27 protein-coding genes, 1 tRNA gene and 1 pseudogene are annotated in these 24,621 nt (G+C 72.7%); 19 read left to right on the top strand and 10 right to left on the bottom strand.

Features of this window, described 5'->3' with window-relative positions; genetic code table 11:
• Positions 1–924: 924 nt before the first annotated feature.
• Complete coding sequence (locus VKA29_RS35800) at positions 925–2,880, bottom strand: Ig-like domain repeat protein (RefSeq protein ID WP_324790215.1); 1,956 nt, start codon at positions 2,878–2,880, stop codon at positions 925–927.
• Between the two features lie 324 nt (positions 2,881–3,204).
• Between VKA29_RS35800 and VKA29_RS35795 the strand changes: the two genes are divergently transcribed.
• Positions 3,205–4,290, top strand: coding sequence for a YihY/virulence factor BrkB family protein (locus VKA29_RS35795; protein WP_324790214.1), 1,086 nt, complete (start codon positions 3,205–3,207; stop codon positions 4,288–4,290).
• Positions 4,291–4,391: 101 nt separating this feature from the next.
• On the opposite strand, the gene VKA29_RS35790 is transcribed toward VKA29_RS35795, so the two are convergent.
• The 4 genes and pseudogenes from VKA29_RS35790 to VKA29_RS35775 form a co-directional block, all read right to left on the bottom strand.
• On the bottom strand, positions 4,392–6,188 hold the full coding sequence (locus tag VKA29_RS35790) for a copper resistance CopC/CopD family protein (protein ID WP_324790249.1): 1,797 nt from the start codon (positions 6,186–6,188) through the stop codon (positions 4,392–4,394).
• A gap of 320 nt (positions 6,189–6,508) precedes the next feature.
• Complete coding sequence (locus tag VKA29_RS35785; protein WP_324790213.1) at positions 6,509–7,273, bottom strand: SDR family NAD(P)-dependent oxidoreductase; 765 nt, start codon at positions 7,271–7,273, stop codon at positions 6,509–6,511.
• Positions 7,270–7,743, bottom strand: coding sequence for a cupin domain-containing protein (locus VKA29_RS35780; protein ID WP_324790212.1), 474 nt, complete (start codon positions 7,741–7,743; stop codon positions 7,270–7,272). Before VKA29_RS35780 ends, VKA29_RS35785 begins: the two co-directional genes overlap by 4 nt.
• Positions 7,744–7,753: 10 nt before the next feature.
• A pseudogene (locus VKA29_RS35775) lies at positions 7,754–7,867 on the bottom strand (siderophore biosynthesis protein); the annotation flags it as partial.
• 68 nt (positions 7,868–7,935) lie between these two features.
• Between VKA29_RS35775 and VKA29_RS35770 the strand changes: the two are divergent.
• The 6 genes from VKA29_RS35770 to VKA29_RS35745 all read left to right on the top strand — a co-directional run bounded on the left by VKA29_RS35770 (position 7,936) and on the right by VKA29_RS35745 (position 11,074).
• Positions 7,936–8,529, top strand: coding sequence for an HhH-GPD-type base excision DNA repair protein (locus VKA29_RS35770; RefSeq protein ID WP_324790211.1), 594 nt, complete (start codon positions 7,936–7,938; stop codon positions 8,527–8,529).
• Between the two features lie 65 nt (positions 8,530–8,594).
• Positions 8,595–9,260 carry an HdeD family acid-resistance protein gene (locus VKA29_RS35765; protein ID WP_324790210.1) on the top strand — a complete coding sequence of 222 codons (666 nt, stop codon included), beginning with the start codon at positions 8,595–8,597 and terminating at the stop codon, positions 9,258–9,260.
• Between the two features lie 78 nt (positions 9,261–9,338).
• Positions 9,339–9,662, top strand: a complete 324-nt coding sequence (locus VKA29_RS35760) for a hypothetical protein (RefSeq protein ID WP_324790209.1) — start codon at positions 9,339–9,341, stop codon at positions 9,660–9,662.
• A gap of 47 nt (positions 9,663–9,709) precedes the next feature.
• Complete coding sequence (locus tag VKA29_RS35755; protein ID WP_324790251.1) at positions 9,710–9,844, top strand: hypothetical protein; 135 nt, start codon at positions 9,710–9,712, stop codon at positions 9,842–9,844.
• Positions 9,845–10,037: 193 nt separating this feature from the next.
• Positions 10,038–10,334, top strand: coding sequence for a type II toxin-antitoxin system VapB family antitoxin (locus VKA29_RS35750; protein WP_003999914.1), 297 nt, complete (start codon positions 10,038–10,040; stop codon positions 10,332–10,334).
• A gap of 98 nt (positions 10,335–10,432) precedes the next feature.
• Positions 10,433–11,074 carry a LytR C-terminal domain-containing protein gene (locus VKA29_RS35745; protein ID WP_324790208.1) on the top strand — a complete coding sequence of 214 codons (642 nt, stop codon included), beginning with the start codon at positions 10,433–10,435 and terminating at the stop codon, positions 11,072–11,074.
• Between the two features lie 70 nt (positions 11,075–11,144).
• Here VKA29_RS35745 and upp read toward each other — a convergent pair whose 3' ends face one another.
• Positions 11,145–11,780: a uracil phosphoribosyltransferase gene (gene upp, locus VKA29_RS35740; RefSeq protein WP_324790207.1), complete on the bottom strand. Its 636-nt coding sequence runs from the start codon at positions 11,778–11,780 to the stop codon at positions 11,145–11,147.
• 136 nt (positions 11,781–11,916) lie between these two features.
• On the opposite strand from upp, the gene VKA29_RS35735 reads away from it, so the two are divergent.
• The 4 genes from VKA29_RS35735 (at position 11,917) to VKA29_RS35720 (ending at position 13,742) form a co-directional block, all read left to right on the top strand.
• Complete coding sequence (locus VKA29_RS35735) at positions 11,917–12,255, top strand: hypothetical protein (RefSeq protein WP_324790250.1); 339 nt, start codon at positions 11,917–11,919, stop codon at positions 12,253–12,255.
• Between the two features lie 341 nt (positions 12,256–12,596).
• Positions 12,597–13,124, top strand: a complete 528-nt coding sequence (locus tag VKA29_RS35730) for a hypothetical protein (protein WP_324790206.1) — start codon at positions 12,597–12,599, stop codon at positions 13,122–13,124.
• Between the two features lie 56 nt (positions 13,125–13,180).
• Positions 13,181–13,612: a tRNA adenosine(34) deaminase TadA gene (gene tadA / locus VKA29_RS35725; protein ID WP_324790248.1), complete on the top strand. Its 432-nt coding sequence runs from the start codon at positions 13,181–13,183 to the stop codon at positions 13,610–13,612.
• A 45-nt stretch (positions 13,613–13,657) separates the two neighbouring features.
• Positions 13,658–13,742 (top strand) — tRNA-Ser (locus tag VKA29_RS35720).
• Positions 13,743–13,838: 96 nt separating this feature from the next.
• Here the strand turns inward: VKA29_RS35720 and VKA29_RS35715 are convergent.
• Positions 13,839–14,138: a gp53-like domain-containing protein gene (locus VKA29_RS35715; protein ID WP_324790205.1), complete on the bottom strand. Its 300-nt coding sequence runs from the start codon at positions 14,136–14,138 to the stop codon at positions 13,839–13,841.
• Between the two features lie 466 nt (positions 14,139–14,604).
• On the opposite strand from VKA29_RS35715, the gene VKA29_RS35710 reads away from it, so the two are divergent.
• The 5 genes from VKA29_RS35710 to VKA29_RS35690 all read left to right on the top strand — a co-directional run bounded on the left by VKA29_RS35710 (position 14,605) and on the right by VKA29_RS35690 (position 18,219).
• Positions 14,605–14,784: a hypothetical protein gene (locus tag VKA29_RS35710; protein ID WP_324790204.1), complete on the top strand. Its 180-nt coding sequence runs from the start codon at positions 14,605–14,607 to the stop codon at positions 14,782–14,784.
• A complete protein-coding gene (locus VKA29_RS35705) occupies positions 14,781–15,074 on the top strand; it encodes a Dabb family protein (protein WP_324790203.1) in 294 nt (97 codons plus the stop codon). The genes VKA29_RS35710 and VKA29_RS35705 overlap by 4 nt, the downstream gene beginning before the upstream one ends.
• Positions 15,075–15,229: 155 nt before the next feature.
• Entirely contained in the window at positions 15,230–16,084 is an 855-nt protein-coding gene (locus VKA29_RS35700) for an RNA polymerase sigma factor SigF (RefSeq protein WP_324790202.1), read from the top strand.
• Between the two features lie 311 nt (positions 16,085–16,395).
• A complete protein-coding gene (locus VKA29_RS35695; protein WP_324790201.1) occupies positions 16,396–17,289 on the top strand; it encodes an RNA polymerase sigma factor SigF in 894 nt (297 codons plus the stop codon).
• Positions 17,290–17,976: 687 nt separating this feature from the next.
• Complete coding sequence (locus tag VKA29_RS35690) at positions 17,977–18,219, top strand: hypothetical protein (RefSeq protein WP_324790200.1); 243 nt, start codon at positions 17,977–17,979, stop codon at positions 18,217–18,219.
• Positions 18,220–18,298: 79 nt separating this feature from the next.
• Here VKA29_RS35690 and VKA29_RS35685 read toward each other — a convergent pair whose 3' ends face one another.
• The gene (locus VKA29_RS35685; protein ID WP_324790199.1) at positions 18,299–18,493 is read right to left on the bottom strand and encodes a hypothetical protein; all 195 of its coding nucleotides are present in this window, start codon (positions 18,491–18,493) and stop codon (positions 18,299–18,301) included.
• Between the two features lie 195 nt (positions 18,494–18,688).
• Here VKA29_RS35685 and VKA29_RS35680 point away from each other — a divergent pair, with 195 nt between their 5' ends.
• The 3 genes from VKA29_RS35680 (at position 18,689) to VKA29_RS35670 (ending at position 22,724) form a co-directional block, all read left to right on the top strand.
• Positions 18,689–19,183 carry a MarR family winged helix-turn-helix transcriptional regulator gene (locus VKA29_RS35680; protein ID WP_324790198.1) on the top strand — a complete coding sequence of 165 codons (495 nt, stop codon included), beginning with the start codon at positions 18,689–18,691 and terminating at the stop codon, positions 19,181–19,183.
• 13 nt (positions 19,184–19,196) lie between these two features.
• Positions 19,197–21,791 carry an MFS transporter gene (locus tag VKA29_RS35675; RefSeq protein WP_324790197.1) on the top strand — a complete coding sequence of 865 codons (2,595 nt, stop codon included), beginning with the start codon at positions 19,197–19,199 and terminating at the stop codon, positions 21,789–21,791.
• A 108-nt stretch (positions 21,792–21,899) separates the two neighbouring features.
• Positions 21,900–22,724, top strand: a complete 825-nt coding sequence (locus tag VKA29_RS35670; protein WP_324790196.1) for a YceI family protein — start codon at positions 21,900–21,902, stop codon at positions 22,722–22,724.
• A gap of 19 nt (positions 22,725–22,743) precedes the next feature.
• On the opposite strand, the gene VKA29_RS35665 is transcribed toward VKA29_RS35670, so the two are convergent.
• On the bottom strand, positions 22,744–23,442 hold the full coding sequence (locus VKA29_RS35665) for a GAF and ANTAR domain-containing protein (protein ID WP_324790195.1): 699 nt from the start codon (positions 23,440–23,442) through the stop codon (positions 22,744–22,746).
• A 265-nt stretch (positions 23,443–23,707) separates the two neighbouring features.
• A complete protein-coding gene (locus tag VKA29_RS35660) occupies positions 23,708–24,436 on the bottom strand; it encodes an ANTAR domain-containing protein (RefSeq protein WP_324790194.1) in 729 nt (242 codons plus the stop codon).
• Positions 24,437–24,621: the final 185 nt, after the last annotated feature.

Raw genomic sequence — 24,621 nt, 5'->3', positions numbered from 1 at the left:
CAGCAGCAGCGGGTTCTGGATGATCGACTCGCCGCCCCGCTCCTCACGACGGCGCATCAGCGCCGCGAGCAGCAGCGGGTGCTGGATGATCGACTCCTCGCCCCCGCGCTCCTCACGACGGCGCATCAGCGCCGCGAGCAGCAGCGGGTTCTGGATGATCGACTCGCCGCCCCGCTCCTCACGACGGCGCATCAGCGCCGCGAGCAGCAGCGGGTGCTGGATGATCGACTCCTCGCCCCCGCGCTCCTCACGACGGCGCATGAGCGCGGCGAGCAGCAGCGGGTGCTGGATGATGGACTCGCCGCCCCGCTCCTCACGCCGGCGCATCAGCGCGGCCAGCAGCAGCGGGTGCTCGATGATCTGCTCCTCACCGCGGTCCTCACGGCGGGCCAGCATCGCTGCCAGCAGGAGCGGGCCGAAGGCGGATTCCTCGCCGAACTCTTCCTGGCCGGCCTCGGCCTTTTCACGAGTGGGAGTCTCCGTCGTTGCCGTCATGGTTCCCTCTTTCTTCGACGCATGTTCAGCGGAGTGCCCGGCCTTTTACCGGCCGGGCGCTCCGCCCTTCATCGCCATCGTCCGGGCGTACGTCGTCGGCCGCACTTCGATCATGCGCCAGATGGCTGGCGAATTCCCGAGAACTCGCGCACGCCGAAAGCGGGAGTTATAGCAGCGCAAACAAGGGAACAGTTATCGGTCCGGCCTGCCCCGAAGGCCGCGGCGCCGCGTGCCGCGGTCCGTACGGCGGCGGGCCACCGCTGCCGTACGGACCACGGCCGGTCCTCGGCGGCGGTCTCCCCGATCACCCGGCCGGCCCACCGGTCCTCGGTGCCCGTACGGGCGAAGGCGGCCGTACGGACGAAGGCCCCGACCGGTTCGCCGGTCGGGGCCTTGGTCGGGCGGAGGGTCGCGGGGACCGCCCCGGGCTCAGCTGGTGAAGGTGAAGTACTTCCAGGTGCCGTACGTCGTGGTGTTCACGCTGTCGCCGGAGCCGCTGATGTAGGAGTCGCGGACCCGGTAGCGGTAGCCGGTGGGCGGGGTGCCGGTGATCGTGACGACGGACCTGCCCGCCGAGTCGAGCGTGAAGTACTGCTTGGCCGTGCTCTGCCAGACACCGCCGTAGTAGATCTGGATCTGCAGCAACTGCTTGCGGCCCGGGTAGGGCGTCATCGTGGTCGTGACGACCGGGTCCTTGGACTGGTGGAAGTAGTAGTAGGTGTGGTTCCACGCGTACCGCGTCTTGTAGGAGCCGCCGAGCGTGGTGGACACCTTCACCTTGGCGCCGACCGTGCTCGTCGCCGTCTTCGGCGCGTAGCGGGCGTCGCCCGCGAACTTCGCCGTGAGCTTGGTCTTGCGCGTCAGGGTGAGGGTGGCGGACAGGTTGCCGCTGGAGTCGACCGTGCCGGACTTCACCAGGGTGTCGGGTTTGTCGGCGCCGTAGGGGTTGGCCCAGATCTCGACGGTGCGGTTCTTGTACGTGGTGCCGAGGTGCGCCGTGAAGGTGACGGACTTGGCGTAGTCGTAGACCTTGCCGTCGTTGTTCAGCGTCAGGGTGGGCGTGGCGCGCGAGACGCTGACGGTGTCCGAGGCGGTCGCCGCGGTGTGCGTGGCGTCACCGGCGTAGGTGACCGTGTACGTGACCTTGCCCCCGGCGGGCGGGGTGTCCGTGAAGGAGTACGCGCCGCCCGTGCCGAGGGGCTTGGTGCCCAGGGACTTGCCGTTCGGCGAGTCCAGGTCGGTGCGGGTGACCTGCAGCGGGGTGCCCGCGGGCAGCGCCAGGTTCGCGGTCAGCTTGCCCTTGACGGTGAGGGAGGCGGCGCGGGTGGCCGTCGAGGGGGCGTCGACCGTCAGGGTGGGGGCGTACTTGCGGGGCGCGTCGACGGTCTGGAACCGCATGGCGTCCGGGGACCCGGTGAGCACGAACAACTGCGAGCCGTCGGCCGACCAGGTGGTGGTGTGCCCTCCGCTCGGCATCCAGGAGTGCGACAGGTTGCGGATGCTTGCCGGCTGGGCGGGGTCGGTGCCGAAGACGTAGGTGTCGCCGATGTCGTCGGTGTCGAGGACGGTGGCCGCGACCGTGCCGTCCGGGGCGACGCTGACCGTCAGCGGGTTCAGGGCGATCGGGTAGGTGCGCACCGCGGACAGGTCGGAGAGGCGGTACTCGGTGAGCGTCCGCGGCGCGGGCCCGGTGACGATGACGTTCCGGCCGTCCGGGGTGAGGGCCGCGTCCTGGAAGGAGGCGCCCTTCTCGGCGGAGACGCGGATCACCGGGGTGCCGGAGGAGATGTCGTAGACGACGATCGGGCCGGAGCTGATGTGCGCGTCGAGGGCGAGCAGCGTGCCCGGGTTGTCGGGGTCGGCGTAGAGCTCGGGCGGACTGGAGAAGTCGTGGCCGGCCGCCAGGTCGAGGGTGACCGTGGGCTGCTGGGCGGTCAGGTCCACCTCGCCGAGCCCGGAGTCCCACTGGTCGCCGTAGCCGAACCACAGCCTGCCGTCGGCGTAGGCGATGCGGGAGGGGGCGGTCTTGTCGCCCGTCGGGTACTCGGCCGCCTGCGTGAGCTGCTCGGTGTCGAGGGCGACGATCTTGTCGGCGCCGGGGACCGCGGCGTACAGGGTGCCGGAGTCCGGGCTCAGTTCCAGGTCGAGGACCTGGGGCAGACCGGTGAACTTGGTGACGACCGTGCCGGTGAAGTCGGTGACGACGATCTGGTTGTCGTAGCTGTCGCTGATGAAGACCCGCTGGTGGACGCCGTCCACGACGGTGTCGTCCGCCAGCGAGACCGGTATGGACGTGCTGGAGTCGGCGGACGCCGGTGCGGCGAGCACCACCGAGCCGAACAGGGCCGCCAGGGCTGCGGCGGCCGGGAGAGTGCGCAGACGCACGGTTCGAACCCCCCGGAACGAAAGTGAGCGCAAGTGGGTGCCACCCGTGTGTCCGGCGCGTCCGGTGTCTCCGGTGCGTGCCCGGGCGTGCCCGGTGCGTGGGAAGCAGGGGCCGCGTGTGGCGGGTGAGCGAAGAGTAAGTGATGCCGTGGTGAACCGGTGCACAGGGGTCCGGTCCGGGTCCCGGGCGGAGCCGTGCTGCCGTGCTCGCGTTCACGCTCGCGCCCCGCCCCGCCCCGCCCGGCCGAGCGGGCGGGCGGGGCGGGGCGGGAGCGGCCGGTGGGCGTGGTGCTTGAGGCGGGAGGCTCGGGGCACCCGGCGCCCATGAATCAACCGCTCGAACCCAGGCATACGCGAGACACGGCACGTCCCGGTCCAGGCGGCCCGGAGTCCGGGGAGGAGCGGGCGGCGGACACCTCCGAGGAGTCGTTCGGCCCGGACCCGGAGGTCGAGGAGCGGGCTCCGGACACCCCGGCCGGTCTGCCGAAGCAGCGCTGGGGCGCGGCACTGAAAGGCACCTTGAAGGAGTTCAAGGACGACGAGCTGACCGACCGCGCGGCCGCGCTGACGTACTACGGGGTGCTCTCGCTCTTCCCGGCCCTGCTGGTGCTGGTGTCGCTGCTCGGTCTGGCCGGCAGGTCGGCCTCCGAAGCGGTGCTGGACAGCATCAACCGGCTCGCGCCCGGCTCGGCGCGGGACATCCTCACCCGTGCCGTCCACCAGTTGCAGGACAACGGCGGTCTCGGTTCGGTCATGGCGATCGTCGGTCTGGTCCTGGCGGTGTGGTCCGCCTCCGGGTACGTCGCGGCGTTCATCCGCACCGCCAACGCGGTCTACGACATCCCCGAGGGCCGCCCGCTGTGGAAGATCCTGCCGGTGCGGCTCGGGGTGACGGTCACGCTCATGGTGCTGGCGGTCATCAGCGCGCTGATCGTCGTCTTCACCGGCGGCGTCGCCCGTCAGGCGGGAAGGGCGCTCGGCATCGGCGACACGGCGCTGACCGTCTGGTCCATCGCGAAGTGGCCGGTGCTGGTCCTGCTGGTCACGATCATGATCGCGATCCTGTACTGGGCGACGCCGAACGCCAGGACGCGCGGTCTGCGGTGGGTCACGCCGGGCAGCTTCCTGGCCCTGCTGATCTGGCTGGCCGCCTCCGCCGGGTTCGGGGTCTACGTCGCCAACTTCGCGTCGTACAACAAGACGTACGGCACGATGGCGGGGGTGATCGTCTTCCTGATCTGGCTGTGGATCGGCAACCTCGCCATCCTGCTGGGCCTGGAGTTCGACGCGGAGGCGGCACGGCAGCGCGCCCTGGCCGGCGGGCATCCGCCGGACGAGGAGCCGTACACCACGCCGCGCGACACCCGCACCTGGGACGAGGAGGACCGCCGCCGCCTGCGCGGCGGGTGACGGCGCCGGCTGCGCGGCGGCGGGTGACGGCGCCGGCTGACCGGCCGGACCGGTCGGTGCGGCCGGTGCGCCGGTGCGGCCGGTGCGGCCGGTGCGGCCGGTCAGCCGGCGACGCGGACCGGCCTGGTGACGGTCACCTGGTCGACGTCGGAGACGCGGACCGTGACCCTCATCGTCCAGGTCCCGGCCAGGGGGAGGGTGAGGGAACCGGTGCCCCAGTAGCCGCCCCGGTCGGTGAGCCGGGCGTCGACCGGGCCGATCCCGCGCGCGGGCAGCGTGAGCGACATCCGCAGTTCGGGGACGGTGGAGATACCGCCGTCGGGGCCGTACACCACGGCCTGCACGGAATTGCCGCCCACCCGGCCGGGGTCGAGGGTGATCTGCACCTTGCCGCGGCCGCCGGGGGTGCCGACGTCGAAGGGGACCGTGGTGACCGACGCCACCGGCAGTCCGCCCGCGGTGGTCGCGGGCCCTCGGGCCGCCTCGGCCTCGGCGCGGCCGGGCAGGGTGCCGGTGAGCACGGTGGTGATCACCAGCACCACCAGGCCGACGGTGACCTCGGCCAGCACGCGGCGGCGCAGGACGGGACGGTGGTCGTCGCCGGCCGCCTCGGCCTCCTGGGCGGACTTCGCGGACTTCGCGGGCTCGGCGGACTTCGCGGGCTCGGCGGGCTCCGGGGGCAGCGACGGCGGGCCGCCCACCGGCTCGGAGACCCGTTCGGGCACGGCTGCCTCCGCCCGCGCCGCCGACAGCGGCGCCGTTGCGCGCCGGGACAGCCCGGCCGCCGCCGGCAACAGCGCCACCGCGGCCAGCTTCGCGGTCAGCAGACGGCCGTACGCGGTGCCGGTGACCTGGTCCCAGGAGCCGAGGCCGCGCCAGGACTGATAGACGCCGGTGAGGACGAGGACGGTCACGCAGGCGAACGCGAGGCGGGAGAACCGGGCGGCCACGGACGCCGGGACCCGGTCTTGGTGCAGCGTGCGCAGCAGGGCCGTCAGACCGCCCAGCCAGACCGCCATGGCCAGCAGGTGCAGCACCGACGACGCCATCGCCGCCGGCACCTGGATCCCGGCCGACGCGTGCTCGGCGGATGCCCAGGTCAGCGCCAGGCCCGCGGCGAGCGCGGCGCCCGTCGCGAGCGCCGGGCGCGACCACGCCCCGCGCCCGCGCAGCCACCGGGCCCACACCGCCGCCGCCACCAGCAGCAGCGCGAGCCGGGCCAGCAGGGCCAGGCCCGGCCGGCCGGTCAGGGTGCGGGCGAGGACGGAGGGGTCGAGGGCGGCCGACGGGCCCGCTCCCGTCTCGTAGGGGCCGCGCAGCACCAGCAGGGCGAGCGTGGCGGCCAGCAGCGTCCACCAGCCCGCCGTCAGGGGCCGCCGCAGCGCGCCCCGCTCGGGCGGCCGGCACAGTGCCACGAACGCGGCCGTGCCGATGAGCAGGGCCGCGGCCAGGTACGCGAGGTAGCGGGCGACGGTGAAGAGGCTGCCGGTGACCGGGTCCTCGACGGGGCCGGTGTCCACCGGTGCCGTGGTCGCGGAGGGCCGGCCGACGGAGAAGGTGAAGGCGCCGGAGACCGGGTGGCTGTCGGCGGAGACGACCCGCCACGCCACGACGTACGTGCCCTCGGACAGTCCCGCGGGCAGGGGCACCCGGACCGTGTCGGAGCCGCCGGGGCCGTGCTGGGCGCCGCCCGTGCGGACCCGTCGGTTGCCGGGGTCCAGGACGCGCACGGAGTGGTCGAGCAGTCCGACGGACTCGGTGAAGGCCAGGGTGACGTGGCGGGGGGCGGAGTCGAGGACGGTGCCGTCGGCGGGGTCGGTGGAGCGCAGGGCCGCGTGGGCGGACGCCGGGACCGCGCCGCCGAGGACGAGCAGGAGCAGCAGGGCGCCGAGCAGCACGAGGCGCGGCGGTCGCCGGGGCACCCGGCGGGCCGGTCCGGAGCGCCGGGCCTCGCGGCGGACCGGACCGGCACACCCCGCCTCCCCGCCGACCAGACCAGCACACCCCGCCTCCCCGCCGACCAGACCAGCACACCCCGCCTCCCCGCCGACCAAACCAGCGCACCCCGCCTCCCGACCGATCGGACCGGCGCTGCGCGCCGGGTCGTCCGTCACGTCGTGTCCCGAACCCTCCGCCACGCTCCCTCACTTTCCGCCGCCCGGGCGTCCCGTCGTCGACGCGCCCCTCCGCATGGGTACGGACGCCGGTCCCGGTGCGCTCACCACGTGGGGCGCGCCGACACTCCGCCGTCGACGACGAGGTCGTGCCCGGTGATCCAGGAGGCGAGCGGGGAGGCGAGGAACACGCAGGCGTCGCCCACGTCCTCCGGCCGTCCGAGCCGCCCCGCGGGTGCCGCCGCCCGCCATCGCCGCACCCCCTCCGGCCAGTCCTCGGCCAGCCCGGCGCGGTCGATCAGGCCGGGCGAGACCGTGTTGACCCGGATGCCGTGCGGGCCGTACTCCAGGGCGGCGGAGCGGGCGTGCATCACGACCGCCGCCTTGGACGCGCCGTAGTGCGCGTGCCCGGGGGCGGGCCGCCGTGCCTCGATGGAGGCGATGTGCGTCACGGAACCCCCGCCGGCCTGCTCCCGCATGATCTCGGCGGCGGCCTGCGTGCAGGCGAAGACGCTGGACAGGTTGGCGTCCACGACCGCCCGCCACTCGGCCGCCGTCATGCCGGGCAGTTCCCTGACCGGCTGCACGCCCGCGTTGTTGACCAGCGCGGTGAGCCGCCCGCCGCCCCAGTCGGCCGCCTCCCGCACGACCCGCGCGCAGGCCTCCTCGTCGGTGAGGTCGCCGCGCAGTACGACGGCCCGGCCGCCCGACTCCTCGATGCGGCGGGCCACGTCGTGCGCCGCGTCCACCGCCGTACGGCAGTGCACGGCGACCGCGGCGCCCTCCTCGGCCAGCCGCACCGCGATCCCCCGTCCGAGGCCGCCGCTCGCGCCCGTGACCAGGGCAACCTGGCCCGCCAGCAGGCTCATGGGCGGCACAGCCGCGCGATCCGCGCGGCCTCGGCGGGGTACCGCGCCGTGAGCGCGGCCGCGTCGCCGTGCTCGTAGCCGGCGTAGGTGAAGCCGGGCGCCATCGTGCAGCCGAAGAACGTCCACGCCCCGCCCGCGGCGACCCGTCCGCCCATCCAGGTGCCGGCCGGGACGGTCAGCTGGGGTTGCTGGCCGTGCAGCACGTCCGGTCCGAGGACGGCGCTCGCGGCGGTGCCGTCCGGGGCGAGGAGCAGCAGCTCCAGCGGGTCGCCCAGGTAGAAGTGCCAGACCTCGTCGGCGGGCAGGCGGTGCAGGGCGGAGAAGTCGTCCGCGGTCAGCAGGGCGACGATCGCGGTGCCCTCCGGCCGCCCGTCGGCGCGCTCGGGACCCTCCCAGGTACGGCGGAACAGGCCGCCCTCGCGCGGGATCGGCTCCATCCGGTAGTGGGCGACGAGGTCTTCCGGAGTCATCCGGCGAAGGCTAGCGCCCTCCCCCGGACTCCCGGTGGAGGAACGCCAGCCGGGCCGTCTTGGCGGGCAGGTACACGTCCGGGAGGTCGACCTCGGGGAGCACGGCCACCGGGCCCGCCGTGAAGCGCCGTACGGCCGGGCGGGGAGGGTGCATCCCGCGCGGCCCGGAACGGTCCGCGGGATCATCGGTCCATGGACGTCACCCTGCACCTCGCCCAGGACCCCGAGGCCGACGAGCTCCTCGGGCGCTCCCCGCTCGCCGCGCTCGTCGGGATGCTGCTCGACCAGCAGGTCCCCATGGAGTGGGCGTTCAAGGGGCCCCGCACGATCGCGGACCGGCTCGGCGCCGACGACCTGGACGCGCACGACATCGCCGTACAGGACCCGGAGGCGTTCGCGGCCCTGCTGTCCGAGAAGCCGGCCGTGCACCGCTATCCCGGCTCCATGGCCAAGCGGGTCCAGGAGCTGTGCCGGTACCTGGCCGAGCACTACGACGGCAATGCCGAGCTGGTCTGGAAGGGCGTCACCGACGGGCGTGAGCTGCTGCGCCGCCTGCAGGAGCTGCCCGGGTTCGGCAGGCAGAAGGCGCAGATCTTCCTGGCCCTGCTGGGCAAGCAACTCGGCGTGCGCCCCGAGGGCTGGCAGGAGGCCGCCGGCGCGTACGGCGAGCCGGGATCCTTCCGCTCCGTCGCCGACATCACCGGACCCGAGTCGCTGGCCAAGGTGCGCGCCCACAAGCAGGAGATGAAGGCGGCCGCCAAGGCGGCGAAGGGCGCCCGCGGCTGAACGGCCGTAAGCCGACCGGCCCGCGCCCGGTGGCGGGGCGGCCGGGGCCGGTTCCAGCATGGACCATGACCGAGGCACCGACCGGCTCCTCACAGGGCCCCCACTTCGACGACCGCAAGGTCCACGCGGCAGGCCACGCGCCGGGCGGACACGAACCCGAGCCGCCCCTCGAAGGACCCCTGCACGCGCTGTCCCGCGCCGCCTGGCAGGTCGTCCTGCTGACCGGCGTGGCGTCCCTCGTCCTGGGCGTCCTGCTGCTGGTCTGGCCGGGCCCCTCCCTGCTCGCCGTGGGCGTCCTGTTCGCCCTGTACCTGCTGATCAGCGGCGTCTTCCAGCTGGTCGCCGCGTTCGGCACGCACCGGACGACGTCCCTGCGGGTGCTGGCCTTCGTCAGCGGCGCCCTGTCCATCCTGCTGGGCCTGTTCTGCCTGCGCGGCCCCATGCGCTCGATCCTGCTGCTCGCCCTGTGGATCGGGATCGGCTGGCTCATCCGCGGGATCACGCAGACCCTCGCCGCCGCCTCCGACCGGTCCGTGCCGGCCCGTGGCTGGCAGATCTCCCTCGGGATCCTCACCTTCCTCGCCGGCGTCGTGCTGATCGTCTCGCCCTTCACGTCGGTCGCCGTGCTCACCCTGGTGTGCGGGATCTGGCTGGTCGCGGTCGCCGTCGTGGAGATCGTCACCGCGCTGCGCATCCGGAGCCTGGCCCGGCAGGTGCCGCGCGCCCTGTGACCGGTGCCCGATACGCCGAACGGGCGGATTCCGCGTCCGCGTGACGCACACCGGGCGTGCCGCGGGAAGCCACCCGGCGTGAGCACCGCACGACGCCTCCCGCGCGGCCGCGCCTGGCCGCGGCTGCTCGTGCTGCTGTTCGTCCTGCTGGTGCCGGCCGCGCACACGAACGCCCTGACGGCACCGCCGACGTCCGTGGAGAGCGTCGAGTACGACACCTCGGACACGGCCGCACGGCCACCGGCCCCCGCCGCCCACCGTCCCGCCGCACCCGCGCGCCCGGCCGCCGTCGCGGCCGCCGCGCCCGCCGCGCGCGCCGTGCCCGGGGCCCGCCCGTGCGCCGCGCCGCCGCTGCCGCCGCAGGCCCTGCGGGCCCGGCGCTCCGTGGTCCTGCGCTGCTGACCGGCCTCCTTCCTCCCGGCCCGTCGGCACAACGAAGGAGCACTTCCATGCCCACAGACATGCCCGCAGACCCGTACGCGGTGCTGCGCGCCCTGCTGCGCGCGGAGGCCGTGCGCAGCGCCTCCCGGCCGCAGCGCGCGGAGGCGCGACCGCAGCCGGCCGAACAGGACCGGCGCGGCTGACCGCGCGGCCGGGCGCCGTCCGGCGGCGCCCGGCCACCTCCGGCGCCCTTCGCTCGTCCATGCCGGCCCGTCCCGGCAAGCCGGCCACGGCCAACCCCTTTTGACCGACATGGCCGGAATCTCCGCGTACTTGCCCCGCCCCGCCGGGGCCTGGAGGCTGCGCCCGGCGAGGCTCGCCCGGTAGGCTTTCCGTGTGATCTTCAAGCGCATCGGAAACGGCCGGCCGTACCCCGACCACGGCCGGGAGAGCACCCGGCAGTGGGCGGACGTCGCGCCACGCCCGGTCCGCCTCGATCAGCTCGTGACGACCAAGGGGCAGCTCGACCTGGAGACCCTCCTGGCCGAGGACTCGACCTTCTACGGCGACCTGTTCGCCCACGTCGTCAAGTGGCAGGGCGACCTGTACCTGGAGGACGGACTGCACCGCGCGGTGCGGGCGGCGCTCCAGCAGCGCCAGGTGCTGCACGCACGCGTCCTGGAGCTGGACTGACACGCTCCCGCGTCCCGGGTTGGACCTTTCGGGTTGACTGAGCGGCGTCCGATGATCATTTAGTAGGAATCACCGCCCGGGCGCACTACGCTGCGCCCATGAGCATGCTGACTCCCCCGGGCATGGGCGGGAAGTACCGGATCACGGGGGACACGTACCCGCGGATGCGCCCGCGTCGGCGGCACGGAAGGCTCCTGGCCGCCGCGGCGGCGTCCGTCGCCGTGCTCGGTCTGATCGGCTGGGGCACCGTGCAGCTCATCGACGTCTTCACCGGCGGCGCGGAGAAGGACTCGGCGTCCCCCGGCAAGGCGGCCTGCGCTGCCCAGGCGAGCCCGTCGCCCACCGCGGCCCCGTTGCCCAGGCCCGCGCAGATCACGGTCAACGTGTTCAACGCCACGCCCCGCAGCGGGCTGGCCAAGGAGACCGCGGACGAACTGAAGAAGCGCGGCTTCAAGATCGGCGAGGTCGGCAACGCGACCAAGCAGTACGACAAGAAGGTCAAGGGCACCGGGCTGCTGCTCGGCCCGGCCGCGTCGCTGAAGACCTCGCTGCCCGTGCTCGCCACCCAGCTCTCCTCCGCCGAGCAGCAGGCCGAAGCGGGCCGCAAGGGCACCGACGTGGACCTGATCATCGGCAGCGGCTTCAAGGCGCTCACGGAGAAGGCGGACGCCGACAAGGCACTGGCCACGCTGGCCGAGCCCCGGCCGACGCCCACCACGGGCAAGAAGAAGAGCTGCTGAACCCGGTACCCGGCAGGTCCCCGGCGCGGGGAAGCCGCCCGGGGCCCGCTCGGCGACGGCCGCCCGGGGCCTATTCGGCGGCGCCGTAGAGCCGGTCGCCCGCGTCGCCCAGGCCCGGCACGATGTAGCCCTGCTCGTTGAGGTGGTCGTCGACGGCGGCCGTCACCACGGTCACCGGGGTGCCCGCCAGCTCGCGCTCCATCACCTCGACGCCCTCCGGAGCGGCCAGCAGCACCACGGCGGTCACGTCGTCGGCGCCGCGCCTGATCAGCTCCCGGATCGCAGCGACCAGCGTGCCGCCGGTGGCCAGCATCGGGTCCAGGACGTACATCTGGCGGCCGGAGAGGTCCTCGGGCATACGCGTGGCGTAGGTGGAGGCCTGCAACGTCTCCTCGTTGCGGATCATGCCCAGGAAGCCCACCTCGGCGGTCGGCAGCAGCCGCATCATGCCGTCCAGCATGCCGAGCCCGGCGCGCAGGATCGGCACGACCATCGGGCGCGGGTGGGACAGCTTGACGCCGGTGGTCGCCGCGACCGGCGTGTTGATGTCGACCTGCTCGGTACGCACGTCGCGCGTGGCCTCGTAGGCGAGCAGGGTGACCAGCTCGTCGGCGAGACGGCGGAAGGTCGCGGAATCGGTGCGGCGGTCGCGCAGCGTGGTGAGCTTGTGGGCGACCAGAGGGTGGTCGACGACGTGGAGACGCATGACCACACAGTAACCGGGCCCGCCGGGGCCGGCGTCCTCACCAGGCACAAGCCGCCACACCGGCATTCACACTTCAGCCCGCATCAAACCACTCGCCCGAGGGAAAGTGGGAGGGACGGACCAGGGTGGTGAACCGATGCCTGAGCTGTCTGACCTGTCTGAGCTGCCGGAAGACGCATCCGAGCGGGAGTCCCGATCCGAGCGGGAGTCCCGATCCGGCAGGAAGGCCCGACCCGGGAGGGAGCCCCGATCCGAGCGCACGTCCCGGCCCGAGCGCACGTCCCGATCCGAGCCGGAGTCCTCCGCGCAGGACACCGAGACCGACACCGACCCGGACACCGAGCGCCGCAGGCGCCGCGCCCAGTTCCTGCGCGACCTCGCCGAGGCCCGCGAACTGCGCGCCCGGGTCCGGCCCCGGCGCGCCAAGGCGGCCCGGCTGCGCCACGCGATGCGCATGCGGACGTTCCGCTGGTAGGACCTCCGCCGGGAACCTCCGCCGGCCGCACCAGCGGCTCCGCCGCGCCGGGAAGATCTTCGGGCACACGGGTGTCGACCGGGTGGCCGTGCATGGACTCGGGGGAAAGCCGCGTACGATCCGCTGGTGGCGGCAACGAGTGTGCTGGTGAGTGCTTGACCGACGCGCCCGCGTACGCACGGTCAAAACTGCCGGACACAGGGAGCCGAAGACGTCCCCTGAACGCCTTGTTTCTGCCACGATTCCGAGTGGGTGGGGCTCGGAGCCCGAGCTCTCCCCGCCCGTAGCCTCCGCCGGGGGGATCCCCAACCGGCACGCCTAAGAACAGTGGGAGAGTCACGGTGTACTTCGCCGCACTGCTCGCGCGCACCGAAGACGGGTGGGAAGCGAGCGACACAGAACTCCTCGACAACGTGGAGACCCTGTCGGATCTGGCCGACCTCGCCCGGGAAGCCTCCGCCGACGAGGACACGGTGCTCGTTCTCATCGAGCAGGAGGACGAGTGGTTCGGCGTCGTCCGCGTCGACGGCGAGGACGACCCTCGTATCTACGTCTCGGACGCCGCGGCCGCCGCCCGCAGCAGTTACGGCGAGATCCTGCTCACCGACGAACTGCTCGGAAGGGAGCCCGGCGACGACGGCCCCGACCTGGACTCCCTGGACCTCGACGGCACGGAGGACGGAGAGGACGAGGACGGCGACGAGGACGCCCCGTCCGCCGAGTCGGTGCCGCACGGCCCCGTCGGTGACAGCGAGATCCTCGACGACCTCGGTGTCAGCGCCAAGGAGCTGCGGCTGCTCGACGAGGACGCCCTGACCGCGATCGCCGAGTCCCTGGGCGCCTCGGAGGTACTGGAGACCGTCCGCTGACCTCACCGACCGCACCCCGTACGGCCGACCCGGTGCGCGACCCCTGGCGGGCCGCGATGCGGCTCGCCCTGGCCGAGGCCGAGCGGGCCGGCCGGGGCGGGGACGTACCGGTCGGCGCCGTCGTGCTGGCCCCGGACGGTACGACGGTGCTCGCCGCCGGGCACAACGAACGGGAGGCCACCGGCGATCCCACGGCCCACGCGGAGGTGCTGGCGATCCGCCGGGCCGCCGCCGGGCTCGGCGAGTGGCGGCTGTCCGGCTGCACGCTCGTCGTCACGCTGGAGCCCTGCACGATGTGCGCGGGCGCGCTCGTGCAGTCCCGCGTGGACCGCGTCGTCTACGGCGCCCGCGACGAGAAGGCCGGCGCGGCCGGCTCACTCTGGGACGTCGTGCGCGACCGGCGGCTCAACCACCGACCGGAGGTGATCGAGGGCGTGCTCGCCGACGACTGCGCCCGGCTGCTCACGGACTTCTTCCGGAACCGCTGAATACAGATTTCTGAGCTGGGCCGGTCTTGCTGTAGGGTCTCCCTCGGTAGCGTGTCCGAGCGGCCGAAGGAGCTCGCCTCGAAAGCGAGTGTGGCGCAAGTCACCGAGGGTTCAAATCCCTCCGCTACCGCTTGAAGAAGGGTCCGGCTCGGTGAGCCGGACCCTTCGTGCTTCTCCCGCGGCGGTTTCCCTCCCGGCTGCCCGGCCCCCGGCCGGGGCCCGCCCGTCAGACGGTCGCGGCCAGCCAGCCGATGGTCTCGGTGGTGTGCTTGCCGTCACTCTTGGCGGCGCCGGCATACACCTCGTTCAGGCGGATGAGGAAGCCCGTGTTGGTGACGTCATGGATGCGGATGCCCGGCGTCTCCGGACCGTTGAAGGTCTGCGTCAGCGGGAGGACGACGACGCTGGACCCCTGCGGGAACGGGGTGGGGAACGTGACCCGCGTGAAGGTCGAGGTGTTGCCGCCGCTCGTCTCGATGGGGTTGTCGGACCTCAGGTCGATCTTGCCGGTCTGGATGAGGCTCATGGTCGACTTCCTTCATGGAGGGGATGGGATCTCCCGGCCGTCCTCGACGGCCAACGGGAGGATCGTCACGAAAGCGGCCCCACATGCCGAAGTCCCGCAAACGAGTGATCACTTTTCAGACACCCACAAAACGGCAGCTCAACCCCGCCGGCACCGAAGAAGGGCCCCGTCGTGGGACGGGGCCCTTCGGGTGCTTACGGACGGACCCTCAAGTGCGCGTCGCCGACGGGGGAGAACAGCGCCGCACACCCCGCAGTGGGGGTCCGTCCGGGCCCTCGGGACTCCTGCCAGATCCGCCGGGCTTGGTCCCATGATGACCCCCGGCGGCGCCGCGCGGACCCGGCGAAAGCCCCTGAATGACGGGCCGTTGGTCCCTAAAGACGATGTGAGGGGGATGACACGGGGGTTACACTCGCGGCCGGCAACAGGGGGCCCTCGGGGCACAGCAGTCACAGGGGAGGCCGCGGTGGCGGTGAACTTGAAGAGGATCGCCGTCTACCTGCTCGCGGTCTTCGCGCTGTACGTGATCATCACGGACCCGGCAAAGGCGGCCGACTACGTCCAGATAGGCTTCGAGGGCATATCGGACGCAGCCAAGGCCATGGGCGACTTCATGACCTGGGCCGTCAACGGAGGTAAGTCATGATCCGCCATCTGGTCCTCTTCAAGCTCGACGAGGGCGTCGAGCGCGACGACCCGCGCGTCGTGGAGGGCTTCGAGGCCTTCCGCTCGCTGGAGGGAAAGATCCCCGAGATCCGGTTCTGGGAGCTCGGCTGGAATTTCAGCGACCGGCCCATCGCCTACGACTTCGCCATCAACTCCGGCTTCGACGACATCGCCGCGCTGCGCCGCTACGTCGAGCACCCTGAGCACCAGGCGGGGGCCGCGCTGTGGAAGCAGTTCTCCACCTGGGTGGTCGCCGACTACGAGTACTGAGCCCGGCGCTCTGCGAGCCCTCCGCCGCGACGGCGGGGGGCTTTCGCATGTTCACCGGCCAACTCGTCCCTCAACACGGCGTTATGCGGTGCTTGCACACAGTGCACATGTCTTGTGATGCTATGACCGCTTTTGACGGATGAGTTGACCGATGTATGACCGATGAAGAGGTGGCGTTGACCGTGTCGGCCAGTACTGCGCCTCCCCAGGACGTCACCGATCCCGCCCCCGGCGCCGACCGGCGCAGTCGCGGCGCGGACACCCGGGCCCTCACCCAGGTGCTCTTCGCCGAGCTCAAGCAGCTGCGGCCGGGCACCCCCGAGCACGACCGGGTGCGCGGGGCACTCATCGAGGCCAACCTCCCGCTGGTGCGCTACGCCGCCGCCCGCTTCCGCTCCCGCAACGAGCCCATGGAGGACGTGGTCCAGGTCGGCACCATCGGGCTGATCAACGCCATCGACCGCTTCGACCCGGACCGGGGCGTGCAGTTCCCGACGTTCGCGATGCCGACGGTCGTCGGCGAGATCAAGCGGTACTTCCGCGACAACGTCCGCACCGTCCACGTACCGCGCCGCCTCCACGAGCTGTGGGTCCAGGTCAACAGCGCCACCGAGGACCTGACCACCTCCTTCGGGCGCAGCCCGACGACCGCCGAGATCGCCGAGCGGCTGCGCATCACCGAGGAGGAGGTGCTCTCCTGCATCGAGGCCGGGCGGTCGTACCACGCGACCTCCCTGGAGGCCGCCCAGGAGGGCGACGGACTGCCGGGCCTGCTGGACCGGCTCGGCTACGAGGACCCGGCACTGGACGGCGTGGAGCACCGCGATCTGGTCCGGCACCTGCTCGTCCAACTCCCCGAGCGGGAACAGCGAATCCTTCTTCTGCGGTACTACAGCAATCTCACCCAGTCGCAGATCAGCGCGGAACTCGGCGTGTCACAGATGCACGTCTCCCGGCTACTCGCACGTAGCTTCCAGCGACTGCGGTCCGCGAATCGCATCGAGGCATAAGAGGCGCACGGGAGCATGGCCGGAACACACCCGGAACTCCGCAGTTCGCAAGCAGGATCGACGGGTAACCGGTGCGAGCGAATCGCTCACCGGCGCTCCTCCCGACAGTTTCGCGCCGAAAAAGCCTCAGACCCCCTCTTTCCAGGGCCGATTCGACACTTGCATGTCGACATGTCACTACAGCGTGTTGCCGACATGTGACATTCTTCCGGAAGCGCGTTTGCCGCGGCTTCGGCTCCGGTATTCAGGTGAAGGCTGCGTTCCTCGATGGGACGTTCGCCGCGACCGTCCCGCGACCCAGAGGGGGTGGCATGTCCGTAGACCAGGGCAGCTCGAAGGTGCTCACGCTCACGAAGAGCGAAGCGGCGCCCGCAGAGCCCGACGTGCTCGACGACGTGGTGGCTCTCGAGGCCGCGCCGGCCCCGGCCCTCCCGACCTCGGAGAGCATCGACACCCGCACCCTGTCCCGCTCCCTCTTCCTGCGGCTGGCCGCCCTCGACGAGAACAGCCCCGAGCGGGCGTACGTCCGGGACACCCTGATCGAGCTCAACCTCCCGCTGGTGCGCTACGCCGCCGCCCGCTTCCGCTCCCGCAACGAGCCGATGGAGGACATCGTCCAGGTCGGCACCATCGGCCTGATCAAGGCGATCGACCGCTTCGACTGCGAACGGGGCGTGGAGTTCCCGACCTTCGCGATGCCGACGGTCGTGGGCGAGATCAAGCGGTTCTTCCGCGACACCTCGTGGTCGGTGCGCGTGCCGCGCCGCCTGCAGGAGCTGCGGCTGGCCCTGACGAAGGCCAGCGACGAGCTCTCGCAGAAGCTGGACCGCTCGCCGACGGTCACCGAACTCGCCGGCGCGCTCGGCGTCTCGGAGGAGGACGTCGTCGACGGCCTCGCGGTCGGCAACGCCTACACCGCCTCCTCGCTGGACTCCCCGGCGCCCGAGGACGACGGCGGCGAGGGCTCCCTGGCGGACCGCCTCGGCTACGAGGACAGCGCCCTGGAGGGCGTCGAGTACCGCGAGTCCCTCAAGCCCCTGCTGGCCAAGCTCCCGCCCCGGGAGCGCCGGATCATCATGCTGCGCTTCTTCGCCAACATGACCCAGTCGCAGATCGGCGAGGAGGTGGGCATCTCCCAGATGCACGTCTCGCGGCTGCTGACCCGGACCCTGTCCCAGCTCCGCGAGGGGCTCATCTCCGACTGACTCATCTCCGACTGGCTCATCTCCGACTGCCTCATCTCCGACTGAGGGGTTCTCTTCTGACGGAGCGTCAGCCACACTGGCGCGATGCTTCGCGGGTCTTCTCGGACTACGACGACATGGACACCCGGCCGTCGGCGCGCCCTGATCGGCGTGTCGGCGGCCGTCGTCTGCCTGGGCGGCGTCCTGGGCGCCTGCGCGGGCGACGACAGGGGCGGCGGATACGTCGCGACCGGGGCGGCGGGCGGACCACCGCGCGCCTCGGGCGCGGCCGCGGCGCCGACGGACGGGGTGCGGTTGGTTCCGCTCGACGACAGCGCCGGGGACGGCGGAAGCGGCGGGGGCGGGAGCGGTGACACCGGCGCCTCGGGTGACGGCGGTGCCGGTGGTGACGGGGGTGGCCGACGGGCGGCGGGTGCGGGGCCGGCCGCGGGTGCGGGCGGCGCGGCGGCTCGCGGGGGTGCGCCGGGCCCGGGCGGTACTCCCCGGGACACGCCGACGACGGCGTCCGGCACGCATGACGGCCACGGGTCCGGCGGTGGACCGGGCGGGGGCACCGGGTCCGGCGGTGGACCGGCCGGTCCGGGCTCTCCGGCGCCGACTCCCGGTGAGCCGACGCCGACCGGCCCCGCCGCGCTGAGCTGGGGCGAGCCGGAGCGGGAGGCGACGGACCGGCGGTGGTGCGAGAAGGTGACCGTCGCCTTCGACAACTCCGGCGGCACGGCGGTGCGTTCGGGCACCGTCACGTTCGGCACCCATGTCGTCGGCGCGCTCGGCGTCGACTGGGGGACCGTCGAGTCGACGGTGGGGCTTCCGGTGCCGATCGGGGCCGGAACGCGGACCGAGCGGACCTGGACGGTGTGCGTCGACCGGTGGCGGGTGCCGCTCGGCATGCACATCGAGACGCGGGACGTCTCCGTCCGGTGGGAGTAGCCCGGCCGTCGGGGCCCTGCTGAACGCTGCCCCTCCGGCCGGAGAGCGGCCCGCCCGTTCCGCTCGGACGGGGTCCGTCCTACTTGAACGCCAGCCAGGCCACCGCGGCGACGACCGCGACGGCGACCACGATGCCGACGATCAGGCCGACGCGCGGGCCGGACGACGCGGCCGCCTGCTGCTGGGCCGGCGGCGCCTCATCGACGAAGGCGCGGAACATCTGGGTGCTGCCTGCGGGGTCGTGGTTGCCCTGGGGGCCCTGGGGGTTAGCCATAGTGCGGAACCCTAGCGAATACCGGGTGGGTACCCAAGTGCGGGGCCGCCCACCACCACGGACGCCCCCACCTGCGCGTTTACGTCCGCAATACTTGCCTTTGCCAAGTTTTTGGACCACACCCGCCCGATTTTGTTTGCCTTCAGCAACCAACAACTCCTATGGTTGCCCCAAGCAACGAATGTAGGAGGTGTCATGGCCGAGCGAGCGCAGTACGAGGAACTGATCCGCCAGTTCAGCGCCTTCGGCGCCGTGAAGCGGGAGCTGGGGCGCATCCTGCCGCACGACTGCCCCAGTGGCTCCGCGGCCGTCCTGACGCTCCTCGGACGCCACGGCGACATGCGCATGAGCAAGCTCGCGGAGCTGCTCTCGGTGGACATGTCGGTCACCAGCCGCCACGCCGCGCACCTCGCCGACCGGGGCTGGATCGACCGCTCCCCCGACCCGGCGGACAAGCGGTCCCGGATCCTGCACCTCACACCCGCGGGCCGCGCCCAGCTGGAGGCGCTGTCCGAGCGCACCGCCGAACTGCTCGCCGACCGCCTGAGCGACTGGAGCGACGACGAGGTCGCCCAGCTCACCCGGCTCATGGCACGGCTCAGGTCGAGCTTCGACGACTGCCGCAGCGCCGCGCCACGGCACGCGCCGCCCGCACTCGCACCGACCACCCGTACACCCGCAAGCACGTAAGAGAAGGAAGTCCATGGCAACGACCACACCAGCCGGTGTGCGGGCCCACGCCAAGCACGGGGGAGGTTCCTCCGACGGCGCTCCGATGACGCACCGGCAGATCATGGAGGCGCTCTCCGGGCTGCTGCTCGGGATGTTCGTGGCGATCCTGTCGTCGACGATCGTCTCCAACGCCCTCCCGGAGATCGTCGGCGACCTCGGCGGCGGCCAGTCCGCCTACACCTGGGTCGTCACCGCCAGCCTGCTGGCGATGACGGCGACCACTCCGCTGTGGGGCAAGCTCGCCGACCTGTTCAGCAAGAAGGTCCTCGTCCAGGCCGCGCTGGTCGTCTACGTCCTGGGATCGGCCGCCGCGGGTCTGTCGCAGAGCTCGGGGATGCTGATCGCCTGCCGTGTCGTGCAGGGCATCGGCGTCGGCGGTCTGTCGGCCCTGGCGCAGATCGTCATGGCCGCCATGATCTCCCCGCGGGAACGCGGCCGTTACTCCGGCTACCTGGGCGCGACCTTCGCCGTCGCCACCGTCGGCGGCCCGCTGCTCGGCGGTGTCATCACCGACACCTCCTGGCTGGGCTGGCGCTGGTGCTTCTACGTCGGCGTGCCCTTCGCCGTCATCGCGCTGATCGTGCTGCAGAAGACCCTGCACCTGCCCGTCGTCAAGCGGGACGTGAAGGTCGACTGGGCCGGCGCGTTCTTCGTCTCCGCCGCGGTCTCGCTGCTGCTGCTGTGGGTCACCTTCGCCGGTGACAAGTACGACTGGCTGTCCTGGCAGACGTACACGATGATCTCCGGGTCGGTCGTGCTGGGGCTGATCTTCCTGCTCGTCGAGTCGAGGGCCGCCGAGCCGATCATCCCGCTGCGGCTGTTCCGCAACCGCACCATCACCCTGTCGTCGCTCGCCTCGCTGTTCGTGGGCGTGGCGATGTTCTCCGGCACGGTCTTCTTCGCCCAGTACTTCCAGCTGGCCCGGGACGAGTCCCCGACCATGTCGGGCGTCCTGACGATCCCGATGATCGGCGGCCTGTTCGTCTCCTCCACCGTCTCCGGGCAGCTCATCACCCGCACCGGCAAGTGGAAGGCCTGGCTGGTCAGCGGCGGCGTGCTGGTCACGGCGGGGCTGGGCCTGCTGGGCACCATCCGCTACGACACGCCGTACTGGAAGACCGCCGTCTTCATGGCACTGCTGGGTCTCGGCATCGGCATGATGATGCAGAACCTGGTGCTGTGCACGCAGAACCAGGTCGACCCGCACGACCTCGGCGCGGCCAGTTCCACGGTCACGTTCTTCCGGTCCCTCGGCGGTGCGATGGGCGTCTCGGCGCTCGGCGCGGTCATGGCCAACCGCATCACCGACTACGCCCGGGACGGCATCGCCGGCCTCGGCCCGAAGTACGCCGCGCTGGCGTCCGGTTCGAGCTCCTCCAGCCAGATCCCGGACATGGACAAGCTGCCGGCGCCGCTGCGCACCGTCATGGAGAGCTCCTACGGCCACGGCATCGCGGACGTGTTCCTGATCGCGTCGGGCCTGGCGCTGGTCGCCTTCCTGATCACGCTGTTCATCAAGGAGGTCCCGCTGCGGACCAAGGGCGGGCTGGCGCAGGCCGCCGAGAGCGAGACGCCGGCCGGGGCTCCCGCCGCCGAGACCGCTTCCGCCGCCGGGACCGGGGCCGCTTCCGCCGTCGGGGCCGGGGCCGGGGTCACCGCCGTCGAGGCCGGGGCTCCCGGCGCCGAGACGGCCGCGGGCCGGGCGGTGTCCGGCACGGAGCCGGCGCCCGAAGGCGGACGGCCGCTCACGGCCGTCGCCACGGCGGCCCGCCCCCAGGAGACCTCCGGTACCTCCGGCGCCCCCGACGGCATACCTGTGCGCGGGTACGTGCGCGGCGCCGAGGGCGCGGCCGTGCCGCTGGCCGCGGTCACGCTGATCTCGCTGACCGGACGACAGCTGGGCCGGTCGGTCGCGCAGGCCGACGGTTCCTACACGCTGGACGCGCCGGGCGCGGGCTCCTACGTCCTGATCGCCGCCGCCGACGGCTTCCAGCCGCAGGCGTCCACGGTCGTGGTGACCGGCGAGCCGGTCTCCTACGACGTCCTGCTCAGCGGGACCAGCGGGCTGAACGGCCTGGTGCGGGCCACCCGGACCGGTGAGCCGGTGAAGGACGCGATGGTCGTCGTCACCGACGTGCGCGGGGACCTGCTGGCCACCGGGAAGACCGGGGAGCAGGGCGAGTTCGGCTTCACGGAGCTGGTGCCGGGTGCCGTGACCGTCGCCGTCAACGCCTCCGGGTACCGGCCGCGGGCGCTGCCCGTCGAGGTGGGCGGCACCGGCGTCACCCGGATCGAGGTCGGCCTCGACGCGGGCGCCCAGGTCCAGGGCGTCGTACGGGCCCCGCACGGGCCGCTGGCCGACGCCCGCGTGACGCTGGTCGACGCGGCGGGCAACGTGGTCGGCACGGCCACCACCGGGCCGGACGGCGCTTACGCCTTCGCCGACCTGGACGGTGGCGAGTACACGGTCATCGCGGCGGGCTACCCTCCGGTGGCCACGGCGCTCACCGTCAGCGGCCGCGGAGCCGACGGCCACGACATCGAACTGGCCCATCCCGGCCAGTAGTCCGGAACCGGCCCCGGCCCGTGGCGGTGGCGCACCGTGAGCGGCGGTGCGCCACCGCCACGGGCCGGACTCTTTCACGACCACGCGCTGTTGCAGGGAGAAAACGGGATGGGACTGACCGCGAGGATCCGCACCCGGGACGGATGGGCCGTGTCGCACGCGATCGTCACGGTGACCGACATGACCGGTGCGCAGGTGGTGCGGGCCGAGGCGGACGCCGAGGGCAACGTACGGGACACGACCGTGCTCGCTCCCGGGCCGTACACCGTCGTCGTCACGGCCGTCGGGTACGCGCCCGCCGCCGCGACCGCGATCGTCACCGGTGGGGGAGGCAGGGTCGAGGTCGGCACGGTGACCCTGGACCGGCAGGGCGGCACCGAGTTGCCGGCGCCCGGACCGTGGACCATCGACCCGGCGCACTCGGCGGTCACCGCCGTCGCCCGGCACCTGGGGTTCTCCAGTGTCCGCGGCCGGTTCATGGAGTTCGCCGGACGCGTCGAGATCGCCCCGGACGAGGTGGAGAAGTCGAGCGTCGAGGCCGTCATCCGGGCCGCGTCCATCGACACCGGCAACGGCATGCGCGACGGCCACCTGCGCTCGCCCGACTTCCTGGATGTCGAGAAGTACCCGGAGATCGCCTACCGCTCCACGGGCCTTACGGCGGCCGGCCCGGACCGCTGGACGGTGCACGGCGAGCTGACGCTGCACGGCGTCGTACGGCCCGTCGACCTCGACCTCGCCTACCTCGGCACCGGCGCCGACCCGTGGGGCGGCACCCGCGCCGCGTTCCGCGCGACGACGGAGCTGCGGCGCGAGGACTTCGCCATGCACTACAACCAGGTCGTGCAGGCGGGCATCGCCGCGATCGGCACGACGCTGAAGGTGGAACTGGACGTCCAGGCGGTACAGGGCGAGTCCCTGCCCCAGCTGTGACCCGCCCGGGGCGGGCGGGTCAGCCGCCCGCGGTCCGGGTGACGAGTTCGGCGCACAGGTCGCGCAGTTTCATGTTCGCGTTCTGCGAGACGCGGCGCAGGCGCTCCATGGCCGTGGCGGCGTTGATGCGCTCCTGCGCCATGAGGATCCCGATCGCCTGGTCGATGACGCTGCGGGAGAGCAGGGCGGTGCGGACGTCGGCGACGGAGTCGGCCTCGCGTTCCACGCGCAGCGCGAGGCCGACGGCGTCCGCCGCCTGCGCGGCGAAGGCGCGGGCGGCCGGTCTGCCGGTGCCCAGGACACCCGGCTCGACGCCGTAGAAGTTGAGGGCGGCGCCCCGTTCGGCCTGCACGACGAGCGGCAGGGCCAGGACGCAGCGGACACCGACGGAGCGGGCGTAGGCGGTGTAGCGCGGCCAGCGGGTCTCGGCGGCGAGGTCCGGCGCGTACTGCTCGACACCGGTGTCGGCGGCCTCCACGCAGGGGCCCGAGCCGTTCTCGTACTGGCGCTGGTCGAGACCGTTGACCAGGTCGCTGCTGCCCGCCAGGGTCAGCAGGCGGTCGCCCCTGCGCACGGTGACACTGCACGCGGCGGCGCCGGGCACCGCCCGGACCGCTCGGTCGGTCAGGTCCCGCAGCAGCGTGTCGAGTCCGCCGCTGCGCGCGATCGCCATCTCCAACGTGTCGGAGCCGGATGTGCCGGGCGTGTCAGGACTCATAGGAGTACTGATAACCCGGAAGGCCGCGGACAAGCACGGACCGGACCGTGGCGGGCGTCGCACCGCCGCGCGCCACGGTCCGGTCCTCGTCCCCGCACGCCACCCGCCACGGTCCGGTCCTCGTCCCCGCGCGCCACCCGCCACGGTCCGGTCCTCATCCCCGCACGCCGACCTGCGCATCCGGCTCATGCCAGCCGTGCGACCGGCCCTCACGCCCGCACGCCACCCGCGCGACCGGCCCTCACGCCGGCCGTGCGCATCCGCCTCACGCCGGCCGGTTGCTCGCGTCGACGATGCGCCGGGCCAGGTCGCGCAGCTTGACGTTCTCCCGCTGCGAGGCCCGCACCAGGCTGTCGAACGCCTCGGCCGCGTCCATGTTCATGCGCTCCATGAGGATGCCGGTGGCCTGGCCGATCAGGTCGCGGGTGCGCATCGCCTCGGTGAGCTGCTCACGCACCGTCGTCGAGTCCAGGGCCAGGCTGACGTGCGCGGTGAACAGGCGGCCGATGCGGGTGGCGGCCTCGTCGAAGGCCCGGGGCCGGCGCGCGTACGCGGTCAGCACGGTCAGCCGCCGCCGGTCGGTGCGCAGCCGCAGCGCGAGCGCGGAGCGCAGTCCCAGGTCCGCCAGGCCACCGCCGCCCTCCTCGGTCTCGCTGTCGTCCAGGCGGACCACGGGCCGGTGCCAGAGCCCGTCCCAGTACGGCTGCTGCCGGTCCCCGTCCGCGCCCGACGCCTCCGCGGCGCGGACGATCTCGTCGGTCCAGGCGACCGTGCGCGGGTGGCTGTCGCCGTCGAGCACCGAGACGCCGGCGTGCTCGGCGCCGGGCAGCAGGTGCACGGCCAGGCGGGCCGCGGTGCGCATGGCGCTGTTGGGGGTGACGGTGTCGTGCAGTTGCTGTGCCGCCGCCGTCAGGGCTTCGGCCAGCTCGAAACCCGCTGGAAAGGGGGGCAAATCAGAAAATTCAGACGCAGTCACCACGAACCTCTTCGGCATGCACGGCCGACAAGCCGTGCGCAGGAGAGCTCCGCAGCACATTCCTGACTGCGAGCACAGTACGGACAGCACTTTATCCGTTCTCCCGCACGCCGATCACGTCCTCCCGGCCGTCGTACGGCTGCCCTTTTCAAGCCTCCATGGGGCATGGTGGAATGACGGCAGGTCGGGAAGTGGCCTCCCCC

The organism is Streptomyces sp. H51, assembly GCF_035656535.1.
Classification (GTDB): Bacteria; Actinomycetota; Actinomycetes; order Streptomycetales; family Streptomycetaceae; genus Streptomyces.
This window is presented reverse-complemented; position numbering and strand designations above follow the sequence as displayed.